Origin of the sequence: Aquabacterium sp., from assembly GCF_036273115.1 — a bacterium.
Lineage (GTDB): Bacteria > Pseudomonadota > Gammaproteobacteria > Burkholderiales > Burkholderiaceae_C > Aquabacterium.
Window position 1 is genome coordinate 22,396 of record NZ_DASUIN010000019.1, and the last position, 17,020, is coordinate 39,415.

Here is a 17,020-nt window from a genome sequence, read left to right on the forward strand (position 1 = left end):
CAGACACTCTCGACTAGCGACCGCTGTGTCATTCCAACGAGGCTGAAGCCTCAGCTTCGCTGGAATGGCATCGCGACAGAGTGAAGGCATCTACTCAAACTGGAGATCTCTCACATGAGCATGTTCAATAAAGTCACCAAGACCTTCCAATGGGGCAAGCACACCGTCACCATGGAGACCGGCGAAATCGCCCGTCAAGCCACCGGTGCCGTCCTCGTTGACATCGAAGGCACCACCGTTCTGGCCACCGTGGTGTGCGCCAAGAACCCCAAGCCCGGTCAAGACTTCTTCCCCCTGACCGTTGACTACATCGAGAAGACCTATGCCGCCGGCAAGATCCCAGGCAGCTTCTTCAAGCGCGAAGCCAAGCCCTCCGAGCTGGAAACACTGACCTCGCGTCTGATCGACCGTCCCATCCGTCCTCTGTTCCCCGAAGGTTTCTTCAACGAAGTGCAACTGGTCATCCACGTTGTCTCGCTGAACCCTGAAGTGTCGGCTGACATCGCCGCCATGATCGCCTCCAGCGCTGCGCTGTCGATCTCCGGCATCCCATTCAACGGCCCCATCGGTGCCGCTCGCGTGGGCTACATCAACGGCGAATACACCCTGAACCCCAGCCCCTCCGAGCTGGCTCAGTCCAAGATGGACCTGGTTGTGGCTGGTACTGAAACCGCCGTGCTGATGGTGGAATCCGAAGCGGACCAATTGTCTGAAGACGTGATGCTGGGCGCCGTGGTGTTCGGTCACGAGCAAGGCAACATCGCCATCCAGGCCATCCACGAATTCGTGCGTGACGCCGGCAAGCCCGAATGGCAATGGGAAGCCCCCGCCAAGGACGAGCCCTTCATTGCCAAGGTCAATGCTCTGGCCGAAGGTCCTCTGCGCGCCGCCTACCAAATTCGCTCCAAGCAAGCCCGTACCCAAGCTTGCCGTGAGGCTTATGCCTCCGTGAAGGCTGCCCTGACCGCCGAAGGCGTTGCTTTCGACGAAGTCAAGGTTGAAGGCCTGCTGTTCGAGATCGAAGCCAAGATCGTGCGTAGCCAGATTCTGGCTGGCGAGCCCCGCATCGACGGTCGCGACACTCGCACCGTGCGTCCCATCGAAATCCGCACTGGTGTGCTGCCACGTGTTCACGGTTCAGCTCTGTTCACCCGTGGTGAAACCCAGGCTCTGGTGATCGCCACCCTCGGTACCGAGCAAGACGCCCAGCGCATCGATGCGCTGGCTGGTGACTTCCGCGACACCTTCCTGTTCCACTACAACATGCCTCCGTTCGCCACCGGCGAAACCGGTCGCGTGGGCTCGCCCAAGCGCCGCGAAATCGGCCACGGTCGTCTGGCCAAGCGTGCTCTGGTGCCGCTGCTGCCTGCCAAGGAAGACTTCGCCTACACCGTGCGTGTGGTGTCTGAAATCACCGAATCCAACGGTTCCTCGTCCATGGCTTCCGTTTGCGGTGGCTGCTTGGCCATGATGGACGCCGGCGTGCCCATGAAAGCGCACGTGGCTGGTATCGCCATGGGTCTGATCAAAGACGGCAACAAGTTCGCCGTGCTGACCGACATCCTGGGTGACGAAGATCACCTGGGCGACATGGACTTCAAGGTGGCGGGTACCACCACCGGCGTGACCGCTCTGCAGATGGACATCAAGATCCAGGGCATCACCAAGGAAATCATGCAAGTGGCCCTGGCTCAAGCCAAGGAAGCCCGCCTGCACATCCTGGGCAAGATGGTCGAAGCCATGGGTGGTGCGCGTCAGGAAGTGTCCGAGTTCGCGCCTCGTCTGTACACCATGAAGATCAACCCCGAGAAGATCCGTGACGTGATCGGCAAGGGCGGCGCCACCATTCGTGGTCTGTGTGAAGAAACCGGTTGTCAGATCGACATCGGCGAAGACGGCACCATCACCATCGCCTCCACCGATTCGGCCAAGGCTGAGTTCGCCAAGAAGCGCATCGAAGAGATCACGGCTGAAGTCGAAATCGGCAAGGTCTACGAAGGCGCTGTCACCAAGCTGTTTGACTTCGGTGCTCTGGTGAATCTGTTGCCTGGCAAGGATGGTCTGCTGCACATCAGCCAGATCGCTCACGAGCGCGTCGAGAAGGTCTCCGACTACCTGCAAGAAGGTCAAGTCGTCAAGGTCAAGGTTCTTGAAACCGACGAAAAGGGCCGTGTCAAGCTGTCCATGAAGGCTCTGATCGAGCGTCCAGAAGGCATGCCCGAAGAGCAGCCTCGTGAACGTCGTGAGCGCAGCGATCGTGGTGATCGGGGCGAGCGTCGTGACCGTGGCGATCGCGGTGATCGTCGTGAGCGTGCGCCTCGCGCCGAGCAGGGTGCCGTGGATCAGGGTGCTCAAGACGAGCAGGCTCAACAACAGCAGCAGTGATCGTCATGAAGAAGCTGGTTGTTGGAAACTGGAAGATGCACGGCAGCCGTGCATCTAACGGCGAACTGCTGCAGGGCCTGATTGATGCCAATCTGGCTCAATCGGCGCCGAACGCCGACGTCGCAGTCTGTGTGCCCTTCGTGTACCTGGCTGATGTGGCTTCCAAGCTGTCGGGGCAGTCGATTGCGTTTGGTTCGCAAGACGTGTCCGCGCACAAGCAGGGTGCTTACACCGGCGAAGTGGCTGGCTCCATGATTCGCGAATTTGGCGCCAAGTTCGCCATCGTGGGTCATTCCGAGCGTCGCAGCTATCACGGGGAAAGCAGCCAGTTGGTGGCTGACAAGGCCAAGGCGGCTCTCGCTGAGGGTTTGACTCCGATCGTCTGTGTGGGTGAAACGCTCGCTCAGCGTGAGGCAAACCAGACCGAGGCGGTGGTTGCTGAGCAACTCCAGGCTGTGATTGCGGCTTTGGGTGCTCAGTTGGCTGACATCGTTGTGGCTTATGAGCCGGTGTGGGCCATCGGTACGGGCAAAACCGCCTCGCCAGAGCAAGCTCAGGCTGTGCACGCGTTCCTGCGCGCGCAGTTGGTTGGCGCTTTGCCTGCTGCGGCCCGGGTGCCTTTGCTCTACGGTGGCAGCGTCAAGCCAGACAATGCGGCTGAGCTGTTTGCTCAGGCTGACATCGATGGTGGCCTGATCGGCGGCGCATCGTTGAAGGCGGCCGATTTTGTGGCAATTGCTCGGGCAGCGGCCTGAGCAGGCTTTTCAGGAGTTGGGTTTCATGCAACAAGCATTGATGACAGTGGTCCTCTTGCTGCAGATCGTGTCCGCCTTGGCCATGATCGGCCTTGTGCTGGTTCAGCACGGCAAGGGTGCCGATATGGGTGCTTCCTTCGGGAGTGGTGCCTCGGGTAGTTTGTTTGGCGCAACAGGCAGTGCAAACTTTTTGTCGCGCTCTACGGCTGTCGCGGCGACCGTCTTTTTCGTGTCCACCTTGGCCCTGGCTTACTTCGGTAACCACCGTGGTGGTGCGGTAGCGGAATCGTCTTCCTTGCTGGAAAAGGCTCCTGCTGCAGCGTCTGCTGCCTCGGTGGTAGCTCCTGCATCGGCGGCTGCTTCCGGTGCTGCGCTCATTCCGGTCAAGTAATCAGCCGCAACATGGCGTGCAGTGTCCACATTGTGTCGCCATGTATCGGAAACCTTCGGTTTTCGGTTTAGAATATCAGTCTTCGGTCAGCGAGCCTCATGCGAGCCGATACAACTGGGTGTAAGGCCCATGTTGCCGACGTGGTGAAATTGGTAGACACGCTATCTTGAGGGGGTAGTGGCGAAAGCTGTGCGAGTTCGAGTCTCGCCGTCGGCACCAATAAAATTTCAACTGAGTCTTCGTGCGGTCACCTCATGTTCAGCCCAGATCAACGAATCCAAGCTGACAAGGTGTTCCAATTGCGAAGCGCTCCGGTGGGCGCGCTGAAGGTAGGTGTACAGGTGGGAAATATCCACTTGGCATGACCAAAGGCGCGCTTTTTTGTTGTCTGAATGTGATCCAATCACGCGACTTGTTCAATCTGAAGGCCCAAAGCAATGATGAACATTGAGCAATACCTGCCCGTCATTCTGTTTATTCTGGTTGGCGTGGGGGTCGGTGTGGCGCCCCAGGCGCTTGGCTTTCTGTTGGGCCCGCGTCGCCCTGATGCGGAAAAGAACTCCCCTTACGAGTGTGGTTTCGAGGCGTTTGAAGACGCGCGCATGAAATTCGACGTGCGCTACTACCTCGTGGCCATTCTTTTCATCCTGTTCGACCTCGAAATCGCTTTCTTGTTCCCTTGGGCTGTCGCGCTGAAGGAAGTCGGGATGGCTGGTTTCTTGGCCATCATGCTGTTCCTGGGCATTCTGGTCGTGGGATTCGTCTACGAATGGAAAAAGGGCGCCCTTGATTGGGAATGAGCTCGACCAGGACTCTCGAGAGGTAAATTCAAATGGGTATCGAAGGCGTCTTCAAAGAGGGCTTCATCACCACATCGGCTGACACGCTGATCAACTGGTCCAAGACCGGTTCCTTGTGGCCGATGACGTTCGGTCTGGCTTGTTGTGCGGTCGAGATGATGCACGCCGGTGCGGCGCGCTATGACATCGACCGTTTTGGCATGTTGTTCCGTCCCAGCCCCCGTCAGTCTGACCTGATGATTGTGGCCGGCACACTGTGCAACAAGATGGCTCCAGCGCTGCGCAAGGTCTATGACCAGATGGCCGAGCCCCGTTGGGTTCTGTCCATGGGCTCATGCGCCAACGGTGGCGGTTACTACCACTACAGCTACTCGGTGGTGCGTGGTTGTGATCGCATCGTCCCGGTCGACGTCTATGTGCCTGGCTGTCCTCCGACCGCCGAGGCTCTCCTCTACGGCATCTTGCAGCTGCAAGCCAAGATTCGCCGCGAAAACACCATTGCCCGCTGATCAGGAAGGTTGACATGAGCCAGAAACTCGCCACCCTGCAGGCATCGCTCCAGTCCGTTCTGGGTGACAAGATCCAGCGTCTGGACCTGATCAAGGGTGAACTCACTCTGACGGTCTCTGCAGCCCATTACCTCGCTGTGTGCCAAACGCTGCGTGATCACGCCGAGCTGCGCTTCGAGCAGTTGATCGACCTGTGCGGCATGGACTACTCCACCTACAAAGACGGCGCTGAAAGCATCTACGCTGAAGCCCCGCGCTTTTGTGTCATCAGCCACTTGCTGTCAGTCAGTAAGAATTGGCGCCTGCGTCTGAAGGTGTTTGCTCCCAACGACGATTTCCCCGTCGTGGCTTCCATCAACGACGTCTGGAACAGTGCGAACTGGTACGAGCGCGAAGCCTTTGACCTTTACGGCATCATCTTTGAAGGTCACAACGACCTGCGTCGCATCTTGACTGACTACGGCTTCATCGGGCACCCCTTCCGCAAGGACTTCCCGACCACCGGCCACGTCGAAATGCGCTACGACCCCGAGCAAAAGCGCGTGGTCTACCAACCCGTCACCATCGAGCCGCGCGAAATCACCCCGCGCATCATCCGTGAAGACAACTACGGTGGTCTCCACTGATGCAGGAAGGTTGAGTCATGGCAGAAATCAAGAACTACACCCTCAACTTCGGTCCACAACACCCTGCAGCACACGGCGTGCTGCGTTTGGTGCTTGAACTGGACGGCGAAGTCATCCAGCGCGCTGATCCTCACATCGGCTTGTTGCACCGCGCCACCGAAAAGCTGGCCGAATCCAAGACGTTCATTCAGTCCTTGCCCTACATGGACCGTCTCGATTACGTCTCCATGATGAGCAACGAGCATGCCTATTGCCTGGCCATCGAAAAGATGCTGGGCATCGACGTGCCTGTGCGTGCCCAGTACATCCGTGTGATGTTCTCCGAAATCACCCGTATCCTGAACCACTTGCTGTGGTTGGGCTGTCACGGGTTCGACTGCGGCGCCATGAACATCCTGATCTATTGCTTCCGCGAGCGTGAAGACCTCTTCGACATGTACGAAGCAGTGTCCGGTGCCCGGATGCATGCGGCCTATTTCCGTCCAGGTGGCGTGTATCGCGATCTGCCCGACACCATGCCGCAGTACAAGGTCAGCAAGATCAAGAACGCCAAGACCATTGCGCGTTTGAACGAGAACCGTCAGGGTTCCTTGCTGGACTTCATTGATGACTTCACCCAGCGCTTCCCTAAGCTGGTCGATGAATACGAAACCCTGCTGACCGACAACCGCATCTGGAAGCAGCGTACCGTGGGCATCGGCGTCGTGTCGCCTGAGCGCGCCCTGCAGATGGGTCTGACCGGCGCCATGCTGCGTGGCTCTGGCATTGTGTGGGACCTTCGCAAGCACCAGCCCTACGACGTCTACGACAAGCTCGACTTCGACATCCCTGTAGGCACCAACGGCGACTGCTACGACCGTTATGTGGTCCGCGTCGAAGAGCTGCGTCAGTCCAACCGCATCATCAAACAGTGTGTTGACTGGCTGCGTGCCAACCCAGGTTCTGTCATCACCGACAACCACAAGGTTGCGCCACCTTCCCGCGTCGAGATGAAGACCTCGATGGAACAGCTGATTCACCACTTCAAGCTGTTCACCGAAGGTTTCCACGTGCCCGAAGGCGAAGCCTATGCCGCTGTCGAACATCCCAAGGGTGAATTCGGCATCTACCTGGCTTCCGATGGTGCCAACAAGCCTTACCGTCTGAAGATCCGCGCCCCTGGCTTCCCGCACCTGGCTGCCCTCGACGAAATGTCGCGCGGCCACATGCTGGCTGACGCCGTGGCCATCATCGGCACGATGGATATCGTGTTCGGTGAGATCGACCGTTGATAGCGACCGCTAAGTGACGAACATCATGTTGAGCGAACAAACCAAAGCGCGCTTCGACCGCGAAATCGCCAAGTACCCGGCTGACCAGCGTCAGTCGGCGGTCATGGCCTGTCTGTCCATCATCCAGCAAGAACAAGGTTGGGTCTCGCCCGAGGCTGAGCAGGCCATTGCCGACCACATCGGCATGCCTGCCATTGCGGTGCACGAAGTCACCACGTTCTACAACATGTACAACCAGAAGCCGGTTGGCAAGTACAAGTTGAACGTGTGTACCAACCTGCCTTGCCAGTTGCGCGACGGCCAGAAGGCCCTCCAGTACCTGTGCGACAAGCTGGGTGTGGAAGACGGTGGTACCACCGCCGATGGCCTGTTCACGGTCCAGCACTGCGAGTGTCTGGGTGCCTGTGCCGATGCCCCAGTGGCACTGGTCAATGACCGCCAGATGGTCAGCTTCATGAGCAACGACAAGCTCGACCAGCTCGTCGATGTGCTCAAGGCCAATGCCAAGTGAGGTGAAAGAGATGCTTGACCTTTCCCAATTCCAGGCGACCGGTAAGGAAACCTGCTTCCATGACCGCCACATCAACCCGCAGATCTATGCAGGGCTGAATGGCAGCAACTGGAGCCTGAAAGACTATGAAGCCCGCGGCGGCTACGCTGCTTTGCGCAAGATTTTGGGCAAAGACGGTGGCGAGGGCCTCAATCAGGACCAGGTGATCGCTGAGGTCAAGGCCTCTGGTCTGCGTGGTCGCGGTGGTGCGGGCTTCCCGACTGGCCTGAAGTGGAGCTTCATGCCCCGCGCCTTCCCTGGCCAGAAGTACTTGGTCTGTAACTCCGACGAAGGCGAACCGGGTACGGCCAAGGACCGCGAGATCCTGATGCACAACCCTCATATCGTCATTGAGGGCATGATCATCGCGGCTTACGCGATGGGCATTTCTGTGGGCTACAACTACATCCACGGCGAAATCTTCGAAGTCTATGAGCGCTTTGAAGCCGCCCTGGAAGAGGCCCGTGCAGCCGGATACCTGGGCAACAACATCATGGGCAGCAGCTTCAGCTTCCAGCTGCATGCGCACCATGGTTTTGGCGCTTACATCTGCGGTGAAGAAACCGCTCTGCTGGAATCGCTCGAAGGCAAGAAGGGGCAGCCCCGTTTCAAGCCGCCATTCCCTGCCAGCTTCGGTCTGTACGGCAAGCCCACCACCATTAACAACACTGAAACCTTTGCGGCTGTTCCTTGGATCATCCGCAACGGTGGTGAGGCCTTCCTCGCCGTCGGCAAGCCCAACAACGGTGGCACCAAGTTGTTCACCGTATCTGGCGATGTCGAGCGTCCTGGCAACTACGAAATCCCACTGGGTACGCCGTTCTCGACCTTGCTCGAGTTGTGCGGTGGCGTGCGCGGTGGCAAGAAACTCAAGGCTGTGATCCCTGGCGGCTCCTCGTCGCCGGTTATCCCTGCCCACATCATGATGGACTGCACGATGGACTATGACTCCATCGCCAAGGCCGGCTCCATGCTGGGCTCGGGTGCCGTCATCGTGATGGACGAGACCCGCTGCATGGTCAAGAGCCTGCAACGTCTGTCTTACTTCTACATGCACGAATCGTGCGGCCAATGTACGCCTTGCCGTGAAGGCACGGGCTGGATGTGGCGCATGGTCGATCGCATCGAGCGCGGCGAAGGCCGCCAGGAGGACATCGACTTGCTGAACTCCGTGGCTGACAACATCCAGGGGCGCACCATCTGCGCCCTGGGTGATGCAGCTGCCATGCCGGTGCGCGCTTTCATCAAGCACTATCGCGATGAATTCCTGCACCACATCGAACACAAGACCTGCATGGTCCCGGCCTATATCTGAGCGGGGCAAAAATCATGGTTGAAATCGAACTCGACGGAAAAAAGGTCCAGGTCTCTGAAGGCTGCATGGTCATGCATGCTGCCGAACAGTCTGGCACCTACATTCCCCACTTCTGTTACCACAAGAAGCTCTCCATCGCGGCCAACTGCCGCATGTGTCTGGTGGACATTGAAAAGGCGCCCAAGCCCATGCCGGCTTGCGCCACGCCTGTCACCCAGGGCATGATCGTTCGCACCAAGAGCGAGAAAGCCATCAAGGCCCAGCAGGGCGTGATGGAGTTCCTCTTGATCAATCACCCGCTGGATTGCCCCATCTGCGATCAGGGTGGCGAATGCCAACTGCAAGATCTGGCGGTGGGCTACGGTGGCACCGCTTCGCGCTACAAGGAAGAAAAGCGCGTGGTCTTCCACAAGGAAGTCGGTCCGCTGATTTCCATGGAGGAAATGAGCCGCTGCATCCAGTGCACCCGATGCGTCCGTTTCGGCCAGGAAATTGCTGGCGTGATGGAACTCGGCATGGTCAATCGGGGCGAGCATTCTGAAATCGCCACATTCGTGGGCCAGTCTGTTGATTCCGAGTTGTCGGGCAACATGATCGACCTGTGCCCCGTTGGTGCCCTGACCAGCAAGCCTTTCCGCTACAGCGCTCGTACCTGGGAACTGTCGCGTCGCAAGAGCGTCTCGCCTCATGATTCCACCGGCGCCAACCTGATCGTTCAGGTCAAGAACGGCAAGGTGATGCGTGTCGTGCCGTTCGAAAACGAAGCCATCAATGAATGCTGGCTGGCTGACCGCGATCGCTTCAGTTACGAAGCGCTCAACAGCGACCAGCGTTTGACCAAGCCTATGCTGAAGCAAGGCGGGCAGTGGCGTGAAGTTGATTGGACCACCGCGCTCGAGTACGTGGCCAATGGCCTCAAGGGCGTGAAGAACGACCATGGCGCCGCCGCCATCGGCGCGCTGGGTACCGAGCACAGCACCGTCGAAGAGTTGTACCTGCTGGGGCAGTTGGTGCGTGGCCTGGGTAGCGACAACGTCGACACCCGTCTGCGTTTGAGCGACTTCACCGTGGGGCAGGGCGCTCGTTGGCTGGGTATGCCCATTGCCGATCTGTCCACCCTGGATCGTGCCTTGGTCGTGGGTTCGTTCCTGCGCAAGGATCATCCGCTGTTTGCCTCGCGTCTGCGTCAGGCTGCCAAGCGTGGCGCCCAAGTGTCCGCCATCGGTGCCGTCAAGGATGACTGGCTGCTCAATGTCGCCAACCGTGTCACCGTGGCACCCAGCGCCTGGCTGCAAGCTTTGTCCGATGTCGCCGCCGCCGTGTCGGCGCAAACCGGCACTGCCGCTCCAGTTCAAGGGCAAGCCACAGATTCGGCCAAGGCCATTGCCGCATCGCTCTTGTCGGGTGACCGCAAGGCCATTCTGTTGGGCAATGCTGCGGCACAACATCCGCAGGCATCTAGCCTGCAGGCTGTGGCTCAGTGGATTGCCGAACAAACTGGCGCCAAGCTGGGCTTCCTGTCTGAATCCGCCAACACGGTGGGTGCTCAGCTGGTGGGCGCACAGCCTCGCCAAGGGGGGCTGAATGCAGCGCAAATGCTGTCGGGTCAGACCCTGAAGGCCGTGCTGTTGCTCAACGCCGAGCCTGAGTTCGATGCTGCTAACCCAGCGGCAGCGCGCGCAGCCCTGGCTGGCGCCGAAATGGTCGTGGCCATGTCTGCCTTCAAGACCGCGGCTATGGATTACGCAGACGTGTTGCTGCCCATCTCGCCGTTCAGCGAAACGTCGGGCACGTTCGTCAATGCCGAAGGTCGTGCGCAGAGCTTCCACGGCGTGGTCAAGCCTCTGGGCGACACCCGTCCGGCGTGGAAGGTCTTGCGTGTTCTGGGTAACCTGCTGAGCATTGACGGATTCGATTTCGAAACCTCCGAAGAGGTTCGCAACCGTGCCCTGGGCGATTTTTCTACCTTGGCTGCTCGCTTGGATAACCGTACCTCCGCAGCCATTGCAGCTGTGGGTGTCAACGGTGGTCTGGAGCGTCTGGCCGACGTGCCGATCTACTGCGCTGATTCGCTGGTTCGCCGTGCTGAGTCGCTGCAGCAAACCGCCGATGCCGCGGCCCCGGTTGCCAGCCTGCCCCAAGCACTGTGGGCTGAACTGGGTTTGAGCGCTGGTGCCAAGGTCAAGGTGTCGCAAGACAATGCCTCAGCCGTTCTGCCAGCTGTGCTCGATGCCTCGCTGCCAGCCAACGTTGTGCGTGTCCCTGCCGGTCACGCCGCCACCTCGACACTGGGGGCCATGTTTGGCGCCATCCGTGTTGAGAAAGCCTGAGCGCAGGGAAGGGAAAACACATGATTGATGCCCTGTATACAGCTGGTGCCGGTGCCCTGGGTGGCGCCTGGCCCGTCGTCTGGTCTCTGATCAAGATCGTTGCCTTGCTGCTGCCGCTGCTGGGTTGCGTGGCTTACCTGACCTTGTGGGAACGCAAGGCCATTGGTTGGTCGCAGATCCGTCCAGGTCCCAACCGCACCGGTCCTTATGGTCTGCTGCAGCCGATCGCCGATGCGGTCAAGCTGATCTTCAAGGAAATCATCCTGCCTAGCGCGGCTCACAAAGGATTGTTCCTGCTGGGCCCCGTGATGACCATCATGCCGGCTCTGGCGGCTTGGGCGGTGGTGCCCTTCGGTCCGGAGGTGGCGCTGGCCAACGTCAACGCGGGTCTGTTGTTCCTGATGGCGATCACCTCGCTGGAAGTCTATGGCGTGATCATCGCCGGTTGGTCTTCCAACTCGAAGTACGCTTTCCTGGGTGCCATCCGTGCGTCGGCGCAGATGGTGTCATACGAAATCGCCATGGGTTTCTGCTTCGTCATCGTCCTGATGACGGCTGGTTCGCTGAACATGACCGACATCGTGCTGAGCCAAGGCAAGGGTCAATTCCATGACATGGGCCTGAACTTCCTGTCCTGGAACTGGCTGCCCCTGTTGCCCATCACTGTCGTGTACTTCATCTCGGGTCTGGCTGAAACCAACCGTCACCCCTTCGACGTGGTGGAAGGCGAATCGGAAATCGTGGCCGGCCACATGATCGAGTACTCGGGCATGGCCTTCGCGATGTTCTTCCTGGCTGAATACGCCAACATGATTCTGGTGTCGACCCTGTGCGCCGTCATGTTCTTCGGTGGCTGGCTGCCGCCGGTTGAAGCGCTGAGCTTCATCCCGGGTTGGATCTGGCTGGGCCTGAAGGCTTTCATCATCGTCACTCTGTTCCTGTGGGTGCGTGCTTCCTTCCCCCGTTTCCGCTATGACCAGATCATGCGTTTGGGCTGGAAGATCTTCATCCCTGTCACGCTGGTCTGGCTGGTGCTGGTCGGTGGCTGGATGATGTCGCCCTGGAACATCTGGAAATAAGGGGCCATCACATGTCTACGTCCCTCAAGGAATTCGTCTCCAGCTTCTTCCTGCTGGAATTGTTCAAGGGCATGGCCCTGACAGGCCGCCACTTCCTGAAGCCGCATATCACTGTGCAGTTCCCGGAAGAGAAGACTCCGCTGTCGCCCCGTTTCCGTGGCTTGCATGCTCAACGTCGCTATGAAAGCGGCGAAGAGCGTTGTATTGCCTGCAAACTGTGCGAAGCCGTCTGCCCAGCCATGGCCATCACCATCGAGTCGGCTGTGCGTGAAGACGGTCAGCGTCGTACCACCCGTTACGACATCGACCTGACCAAGTGCATCTTCTGCGGTTTCTGCGAAGAAAGCTGCCCGGTCGACGCCATCGTGGAAACCCACATCTTCGAATACCACGGCGAGAAGCGTGGTGATCTGTACTTCACCAAGGACATGCTCCTGGCGGTGGGTGATCGCTACGAAAAAGAAATCGCGGCCAACAAGGAGGCGGATGCGAAGTACCGCTGATCGCTCAGCGTTCTCGCAAGTCAAACCATGGATACATTTACCGCTCTGTTTTACGTCTTCGCTTTTGTGCTGGTGTACGCGGCCTTCCGCGTGATCACGGCCAAGAGCCCTGTGGCAGCCGCCTTGCACCTGGTGCTCGCATTTGCGAACGCTTCGTGCATCTGGATGCTGCTGAAGGCCGAGTTCCTCGCCATCGCCCTCGTGCTGGTGTACGTCGGCGCCGTGATGGTGCTGTTCCTGTTCGTCGTGATGATGCTTGACATCAACATCGACTCGCTGCGTCAAGGCTTCTGGAAGCATTTCCCTGCCGCCGGCCTGGTGGGCGCGGTCATAGCAGTCGAAATGTCCTTCGTGCTGTTGCGCGGTTTTGATCGCACCGAGGCCAAGGCCATGGCGCCTGACGTGGCCAACGTCGCTAACGCCAAGGCGCTGGGCATTGACCTCTACACCAACTACCTGTTCCCGGTTCAGGTGGCTGCTGTGATCCTGCTGGTGGGCATCATTGCCGCGATTGCGCTGACTCTGCGTCGCCGCAAGGACTCGCGTTATCAGAACCCGTCCGAACAGGTTCGCGTCAAGAAGGCTGATCGCCTGCGTGTGATCAAGGTGGCGCCTCAGGTGGAAGTGCCTGCTGCGGCTGATACATCGAACAACGGAGGCCAAGCATGAGCACGATTTCTCTCGGCCATTTCCTGTCGCTGGGGGGCATCCTGTTTGCCATGTCTGTGGTCGGGATCTTCCTCAACCGCAAGAACCTCATCGTTTTGCTGATGGCCATCGAACTGATGCTGTTGGCTGTGAACCTGAACTTCGTGGCCTTCTCCCACTACCTGGGTGATATGGCCGGGCAGGTGTTTGTGTTCTTCATCCTGACGGTGGCAGCGGCCGAATCGGCCATCGGTCTGGCCATCCTGGTGGTGTTGTTCCGCAATCGCCAGTCGATCAATGTGGATGAACTCGACTCCCTCAAGGGTTGATCGGCGCTTAGGAGAACCACAAGAATGTCTGAGCTCTCTCTCAACTCGCTGCTGGCGGTGCCTCTGGCTCCGCTGGTTGGCTCGATTGCTGCCGGCCTGTTCGGCAAAGTCATCGGCCGTCGCGGTGCCCACGTGATCACCATCCTTGGTGTCCTGGTTTCGTTCATCATTTCGGTCATGACTTTGCAAGAGGTCATGAACGGCGCTCGTTTCAACCAGACGGTTTACGAGTGGATGACACTGGGTACCCTGAAGATGGAAGTCGGCTTCATGGTCGACGGCCTTACCGCCATGATGATGTGCGTGGTGACCTTCGTGTCCCTGATGGTGCACGTCTACACCATTGGCTACATGGAAGAAGATCCTGGCTATCAGCGCTTCTTCTCGTACATCTCGCTGTTCACCTTCTCCATGTTGATGCTCGTGATGAGCAACAACCTGCTGCAGCTGTTCTTCGGCTGGGAAGCAGTGGGCCTGGTGTCGTATCTGCTGATTGGTTTCTGGTTCAAGAAGCCTACGGCCATCTTTGCCAACATGAAGGCCTTCCTGGTCAACCGCGTGGGTGACTTTGGCTTCATCCTGGGCATTGGTTTGATCCTGGCTTACACCGGCACGCTGAACTACACCGAGATTTTTGCCAAGGCACCTGAATTGGCTGGGCAACCTTTCCCGTACATGGGTTGGCAGCTGATCACCGTGATCTGCATCTGTTTGTTCATCGGTGCCATGGGTAAGTCGGCTCAGTTCCCTCTGCATGTGTGGCTGCCCGACTCGATGGAAGGTCCTACACCTATCTCGGCGCTGATTCACGCGGCCACGATGGTGACGGCTGGCATCTTCATGGTGACTCGCATGTCGCCCTTGTTCGAGCTGTCTGACACCGCCTTGAACTTCATTTTGGTGATTGGCTCGATCACGGCCTTGTTCATGGGTTTCCTGGGCATCATCCAGAACGACATCAAGCGTGTGGTGGCCTACTCCACGCTCTCCCAGCTGGGTTACATGACCGTGGCGCTGGGGGTGTCGGCCTACAACGTGGCTGTGTTCCACTTGATGACCCACGCCTTCTTCAAGGCGCTGCTGTTCCTCGGTGCCGGCTCCGTGATCATTGGTATGCACCACGATCAGGACATCCGCAACATGGGTGGCCTGTGGAAGTACATGAAGATCACCTGGATCACGTCCTTGATCGGCTCTTTGGCCCTGATCGGTACGCCTTTCTTCTCGGGCTTCTACTCTAAGGACTCGATCATCGAGGCCGTGCACGCCAGCCACTTGCCAGCCGCAGGATTTGCCTACTTTGCCGTGATCGTGGGCGTGTTCGTGACCGCTTTCTACAGCTTCCGGATGTATTTCCTGGTCTTCCATGGCAAGGAAAACTTCCATCACAAGCCGTTCCCGGGCGAGCACGATCACCACGACGATGGTCATGGGCACGATCACACCCCGCACGAGTCTCCCTGGGTGGTCACTCTGCCGCTGATCTTGTTGGCGATTCCGTCCGTGGCGATTGGTTACTTCACCATCCAGCCTGAACTGTTTGGCGATTTCCTCAAGGACGCTGTGACCATCAACCTCGAAGCTCACCCTGCTATGGAAGAGCTGGCTCGTGAGTTCCACGGCGCGACCGAGATGGCTTTGCATGGCTTCACGACTCTGCCTTTCTTCCTGGCTTTGGCTGGTGTGGTGACGGCGTTCGTGTTCTACATGGTCGCTCCGCAGATTCCTGCCATGTTTGCCAAGGTCTTGCGTCCGCTGATCGTCATTGGCGAAAACAAGTACTTCCTGGATTGGATCAACGAAAACATCATCGCCGCCGGGGCTCGCCTGATTGGCCGTGGCTTCTGGAAGATCGGTGATGTGGGCCTGATTGATGGCCTGATCGTGAACGGTTCTGCCAAGTTGGTGGGCCTGATCGGTTCGATCGTGCGTCTGTTCCAGACCGGTTATCTCTATCACTACGCGCTGGTCATGATCCTGGGGGTGTTCGCCCTCATGACTTGGTTCGCCTTCTTGCATCACTGAGCGCGGGGACCAGCACATGCAAACCATGTCCAATATTCTTTCTCTGGCCATCTGGATCCCGGTGGCGTTCGGGATCTTGTTGCTGGCGATCGGTCGCCAGGAAAATGCCACTGTGACCAAGTGGGTGGCATTGATCGGCTCGATCATCGGCTTTGCCGTCACCGTCCCTCTGATGACGCAGTTTGATAACGGCACCGCTGCGATGCAGTTTGTCGAACACGCTTCCTGGATTGAACGCTTCAATGTGTTCTATCACCTGGGGGTCGACGGCATTTCCATGTGGTTCGTGCCTCTGACTGCTTTCATCACCGTCATCGTGGTGCTGGCCGGTTGGGAAGTGATCGAAGATCGTCCACATCAGTATTACGGCGCCTTCCTGATCCTGTCGGGTCTGATGATTGGTGTGTTTTCTGCGCTGGACGGTCTGCTGTTCTACGTGTTCTTCGAGGCGACCCTGATTCCGATGTACATCATCATTGGTGTCTGGGGTGGCCCACGTCGCGTGTATGCAGCCTTCAAGTTCTTCCTGTACACCTTGTTGGGCTCGCTGCTGATGTTGGTGGCGCTGGTGTACCTGTACTACAAGTCGGGTGGCAGCTTCGACATCCTGACTTGGCAGAAGCTGCCTTTGGCAGCTACACCGCAGGCCTTGCTGTTCGGCGCATTCTTTGCGGCATTTGCTGTGAAGGTGCCGATGTTCCCGGTTCACACCTGGTTGCCTGATGTGCACGTTGAAGCGCCGACTGGTGGCTCAGCTGTGCTGGCGGCCATCATGCTGAAGCTGGGTTGCTACGGCTTCCTGCGTTTCATGTTGCCCATCGTTCCCGATGCGTCTCATGAGTTTGCCCCCGTGGTGATCACGCTGTCGCTGATCGGTGTGATCTACATCGGTCTGGTGGCGATGGTTCAGCAAGACATGAAGAAGCTGGTGGCCTATTCGTCGATTGCGCACATGGGTTTCGTGACCCTGGGTTTCTTCATCTTCAACGAGCTGGGTATTTCCGGTGGTCTGGTGCAGATGATTTCCCACGGCTTCGTGTCCGGCGCCATGTTCCTGAGCATTGGTGTGTTGTACGACCGCGTTCACTCGCGTGAAATTGCCAGCTATGGTGGTGTGGTCAACACCATGCCGAAGTTCGCCGCGTTTGCCTTGCTGTTCTCGATGGCCAACTGCGGCCTGCCGGGTACCGCTGGTTTCGTGGGCGAGTGGATGGTGATTCTGGGTGCCGTGAAGTACGATTTCGTGATCGGTCTGCTGGCTGCCACTGCCTTGATTTTTGGCGCGGCTTACACCCTGTGGATGTACAAGCGCGTGTATTTCGGTGATGTCACCAATGACCACGTTCGTGAGTTGAAAGACATCAATGCCCGTGAGTTCCTGATTCTGGCTCTCCTGGCTGCGGCCGTGCTGTGGATGGGTATCCAGCCCAAGCCCTTCACCGATGCAATGCATGTGTCTGTGACCGAGCTGATCAAGCACGTGTCGATTAGCAAGTTGAACTGA

16 protein-coding genes and 1 tRNA gene are annotated in these 17,020 nt (G+C 58.4%); all 17 read left to right on the forward strand.

Annotated features, from left to right (window positions below; translation table 11 throughout):
* The first annotated feature begins 114 nt into the window (after positions 1 to 114).
* Positions 115 to 2,385: a polyribonucleotide nucleotidyltransferase gene (gene pnp / locus VFW72_RS07060; RefSeq protein WP_329673579.1), complete on the forward strand. Its 2,271-nt coding sequence runs from the start codon at positions 115 to 117 to the stop codon at positions 2,383 to 2,385.
* Between the two features lie 5 nt (positions 2,386 to 2,390).
* Complete coding sequence (tpiA, locus tag VFW72_RS07065; RefSeq protein ID WP_329673580.1) at positions 2,391 to 3,140, forward strand: triose-phosphate isomerase; 750 nt, start codon at positions 2,391 to 2,393, stop codon at positions 3,138 to 3,140.
* A gap of 25 nt (positions 3,141 to 3,165) precedes the next feature.
* Positions 3,166 to 3,531: a preprotein translocase subunit SecG gene (gene secG, locus VFW72_RS07070; protein ID WP_329673581.1), complete on the forward strand. Its 366-nt coding sequence runs from the start codon at positions 3,166 to 3,168 to the stop codon at positions 3,529 to 3,531.
* A gap of 134 nt (positions 3,532 to 3,665) precedes the next feature.
* A tRNA-Leu gene (locus tag VFW72_RS07075) sits at positions 3,666 to 3,750 on the forward strand.
* Positions 3,751 to 3,971: 221 nt separating this feature from the next.
* Positions 3,972 to 4,331, forward strand: coding sequence for an NADH-quinone oxidoreductase subunit A (locus VFW72_RS07080; protein WP_329673735.1), 360 nt, complete (start codon positions 3,972 to 3,974; stop codon positions 4,329 to 4,331).
* Between the two features lie 32 nt (positions 4,332 to 4,363).
* On the forward strand, positions 4,364 to 4,840 hold the full coding sequence (locus VFW72_RS07085; protein ID WP_035035151.1) for a NuoB/complex I 20 kDa subunit family protein: 477 nt from the start codon (positions 4,364 to 4,366) through the stop codon (positions 4,838 to 4,840).
* Between the two features lie 14 nt (positions 4,841 to 4,854).
* Positions 4,855 to 5,466 carry an NADH-quinone oxidoreductase subunit C gene (locus VFW72_RS07090; RefSeq protein WP_329673582.1) on the forward strand — a complete coding sequence of 204 codons (612 nt, stop codon included), beginning with the start codon at positions 4,855 to 4,857 and terminating at the stop codon, positions 5,464 to 5,466.
* Between the two features lie 17 nt (positions 5,467 to 5,483).
* Positions 5,484 to 6,737, forward strand: coding sequence for an NADH-quinone oxidoreductase subunit D (locus VFW72_RS07095; RefSeq protein WP_329673583.1), 1,254 nt, complete (start codon positions 5,484 to 5,486; stop codon positions 6,735 to 6,737).
* 25 nt (positions 6,738 to 6,762) lie between these two features.
* Positions 6,763 to 7,248: an NADH-quinone oxidoreductase subunit NuoE gene (gene nuoE, locus VFW72_RS07100; protein WP_329673584.1), complete on the forward strand. Its 486-nt coding sequence runs from the start codon at positions 6,763 to 6,765 to the stop codon at positions 7,246 to 7,248.
* Positions 7,249 to 7,258: 10 nt separating this feature from the next.
* Positions 7,259 to 8,602, forward strand: a complete 1,344-nt coding sequence (nuoF, locus tag VFW72_RS07105; protein ID WP_329673585.1) for an NADH-quinone oxidoreductase subunit NuoF — start codon at positions 7,259 to 7,261, stop codon at positions 8,600 to 8,602.
* Between the two features lie 14 nt (positions 8,603 to 8,616).
* Positions 8,617 to 10,932, forward strand: a complete 2,316-nt coding sequence (gene nuoG / locus VFW72_RS07110) for an NADH-quinone oxidoreductase subunit NuoG (RefSeq protein WP_329673586.1) — start codon at positions 8,617 to 8,619, stop codon at positions 10,930 to 10,932.
* Positions 10,933 to 10,952: 20 nt separating this feature from the next.
* Complete coding sequence (gene nuoH / locus VFW72_RS07115) at positions 10,953 to 12,011, forward strand: NADH-quinone oxidoreductase subunit NuoH (RefSeq protein WP_329673587.1); 1,059 nt, start codon at positions 10,953 to 10,955, stop codon at positions 12,009 to 12,011.
* 11 nt (positions 12,012 to 12,022) lie between these two features.
* The gene (nuoI, locus tag VFW72_RS07120) at positions 12,023 to 12,514 is read left to right on the forward strand and encodes an NADH-quinone oxidoreductase subunit NuoI (RefSeq protein ID WP_329673588.1); all 492 of its coding nucleotides are present in this window, start codon (positions 12,023 to 12,025) and stop codon (positions 12,512 to 12,514) included.
* 27 nt (positions 12,515 to 12,541) lie between these two features.
* On the forward strand, positions 12,542 to 13,183 hold the full coding sequence (locus VFW72_RS07125; protein WP_329673589.1) for an NADH-quinone oxidoreductase subunit J: 642 nt from the start codon (positions 12,542 to 12,544) through the stop codon (positions 13,181 to 13,183).
* Positions 13,180 to 13,491 (forward strand): NADH-quinone oxidoreductase subunit NuoK, encoded by a 312-nt coding sequence (nuoK, locus tag VFW72_RS07130; protein WP_329673590.1) that lies wholly within the window; start codon positions 13,180 to 13,182, stop codon positions 13,489 to 13,491. Before VFW72_RS07125 ends, nuoK begins: the two co-directional genes overlap by 4 nt.
* A 24-nt stretch (positions 13,492 to 13,515) precedes the next feature.
* Positions 13,516 to 15,516, forward strand: a complete 2,001-nt coding sequence (nuoL, locus tag VFW72_RS07135; RefSeq protein ID WP_329673591.1) for an NADH-quinone oxidoreductase subunit L — start codon at positions 13,516 to 13,518, stop codon at positions 15,514 to 15,516.
* A gap of 25 nt (positions 15,517 to 15,541) precedes the next feature.
* Positions 15,542 to 17,020, forward strand: a complete 1,479-nt coding sequence (locus VFW72_RS07140) for an NADH-quinone oxidoreductase subunit M (RefSeq protein ID WP_329673592.1) — start codon at positions 15,542 to 15,544, stop codon at positions 17,018 to 17,020.

Excerpts from the sequence above, each read along its gene's own strand:
- VFW72_RS07090 (WP_329673582.1), top strand. The coding sequence starts at position 4,855 with ATGAGCCAGAAACTCGCCACCCTGCAGGCATCGCTCCAGTCCGTTCTG.
- VFW72_RS07095 (WP_329673583.1), top strand. The coding sequence starts at position 5,484 with ATGGCAGAAATCAAGAACTACACCCTCAACTTCGGTCCACAACACCCT.
- nuoL (WP_329673591.1), top strand. The coding sequence starts at position 13,516 with ATGTCTGAGCTCTCTCTCAACTCGCTGCTGGCGGTGCCTCTGGCTCCG.
- VFW72_RS07125 (WP_329673589.1), top strand. The coding sequence starts at position 12,542 with ATGGATACATTTACCGCTCTGTTTTACGTCTTCGCTTTTGTGCTGGTG.
- secG (WP_329673581.1), top strand. The coding sequence starts at position 3,166 with ATGCAACAAGCATTGATGACAGTGGTCCTCTTGCTGCAGATCGTGTCC.
- tpiA (WP_329673580.1), top strand. The coding sequence starts at position 2,391 with ATGAAGAAGCTGGTTGTTGGAAACTGGAAGATGCACGGCAGCCGTGCA.
- nuoK (WP_329673590.1), top strand. The coding sequence starts at position 13,180 with ATGAGCACGATTTCTCTCGGCCATTTCCTGTCGCTGGGGGGCATCCTG.
- nuoI (WP_329673588.1), top strand. The coding sequence starts at position 12,023 with ATGTCTACGTCCCTCAAGGAATTCGTCTCCAGCTTCTTCCTGCTGGAA.
- VFW72_RS07140 (WP_329673592.1), top strand. The coding sequence starts at position 15,542 with ATGTCCAATATTCTTTCTCTGGCCATCTGGATCCCGGTGGCGTTCGGG.
- nuoF (WP_329673585.1), top strand. The coding sequence starts at position 7,259 with ATGCTTGACCTTTCCCAATTCCAGGCGACCGGTAAGGAAACCTGCTTC.
- VFW72_RS07080 (WP_329673735.1), top strand. The coding sequence starts at position 3,972 with ATGAACATTGAGCAATACCTGCCCGTCATTCTGTTTATTCTGGTTGGC.
- nuoH (WP_329673587.1), top strand. The coding sequence starts at position 10,953 with ATGATTGATGCCCTGTATACAGCTGGTGCCGGTGCCCTGGGTGGCGCC.
- VFW72_RS07085 (WP_035035151.1), top strand. The coding sequence starts at position 4,364 with ATGGGTATCGAAGGCGTCTTCAAAGAGGGCTTCATCACCACATCGGCT.
- pnp (WP_329673579.1), top strand. The coding sequence starts at position 115 with ATGAGCATGTTCAATAAAGTCACCAAGACCTTCCAATGGGGCAAGCAC.
- nuoE (WP_329673584.1), top strand. The coding sequence starts at position 6,763 with ATGTTGAGCGAACAAACCAAAGCGCGCTTCGACCGCGAAATCGCCAAG.
- nuoG (WP_329673586.1), top strand. The coding sequence starts at position 8,617 with ATGGTTGAAATCGAACTCGACGGAAAAAAGGTCCAGGTCTCTGAAGGC.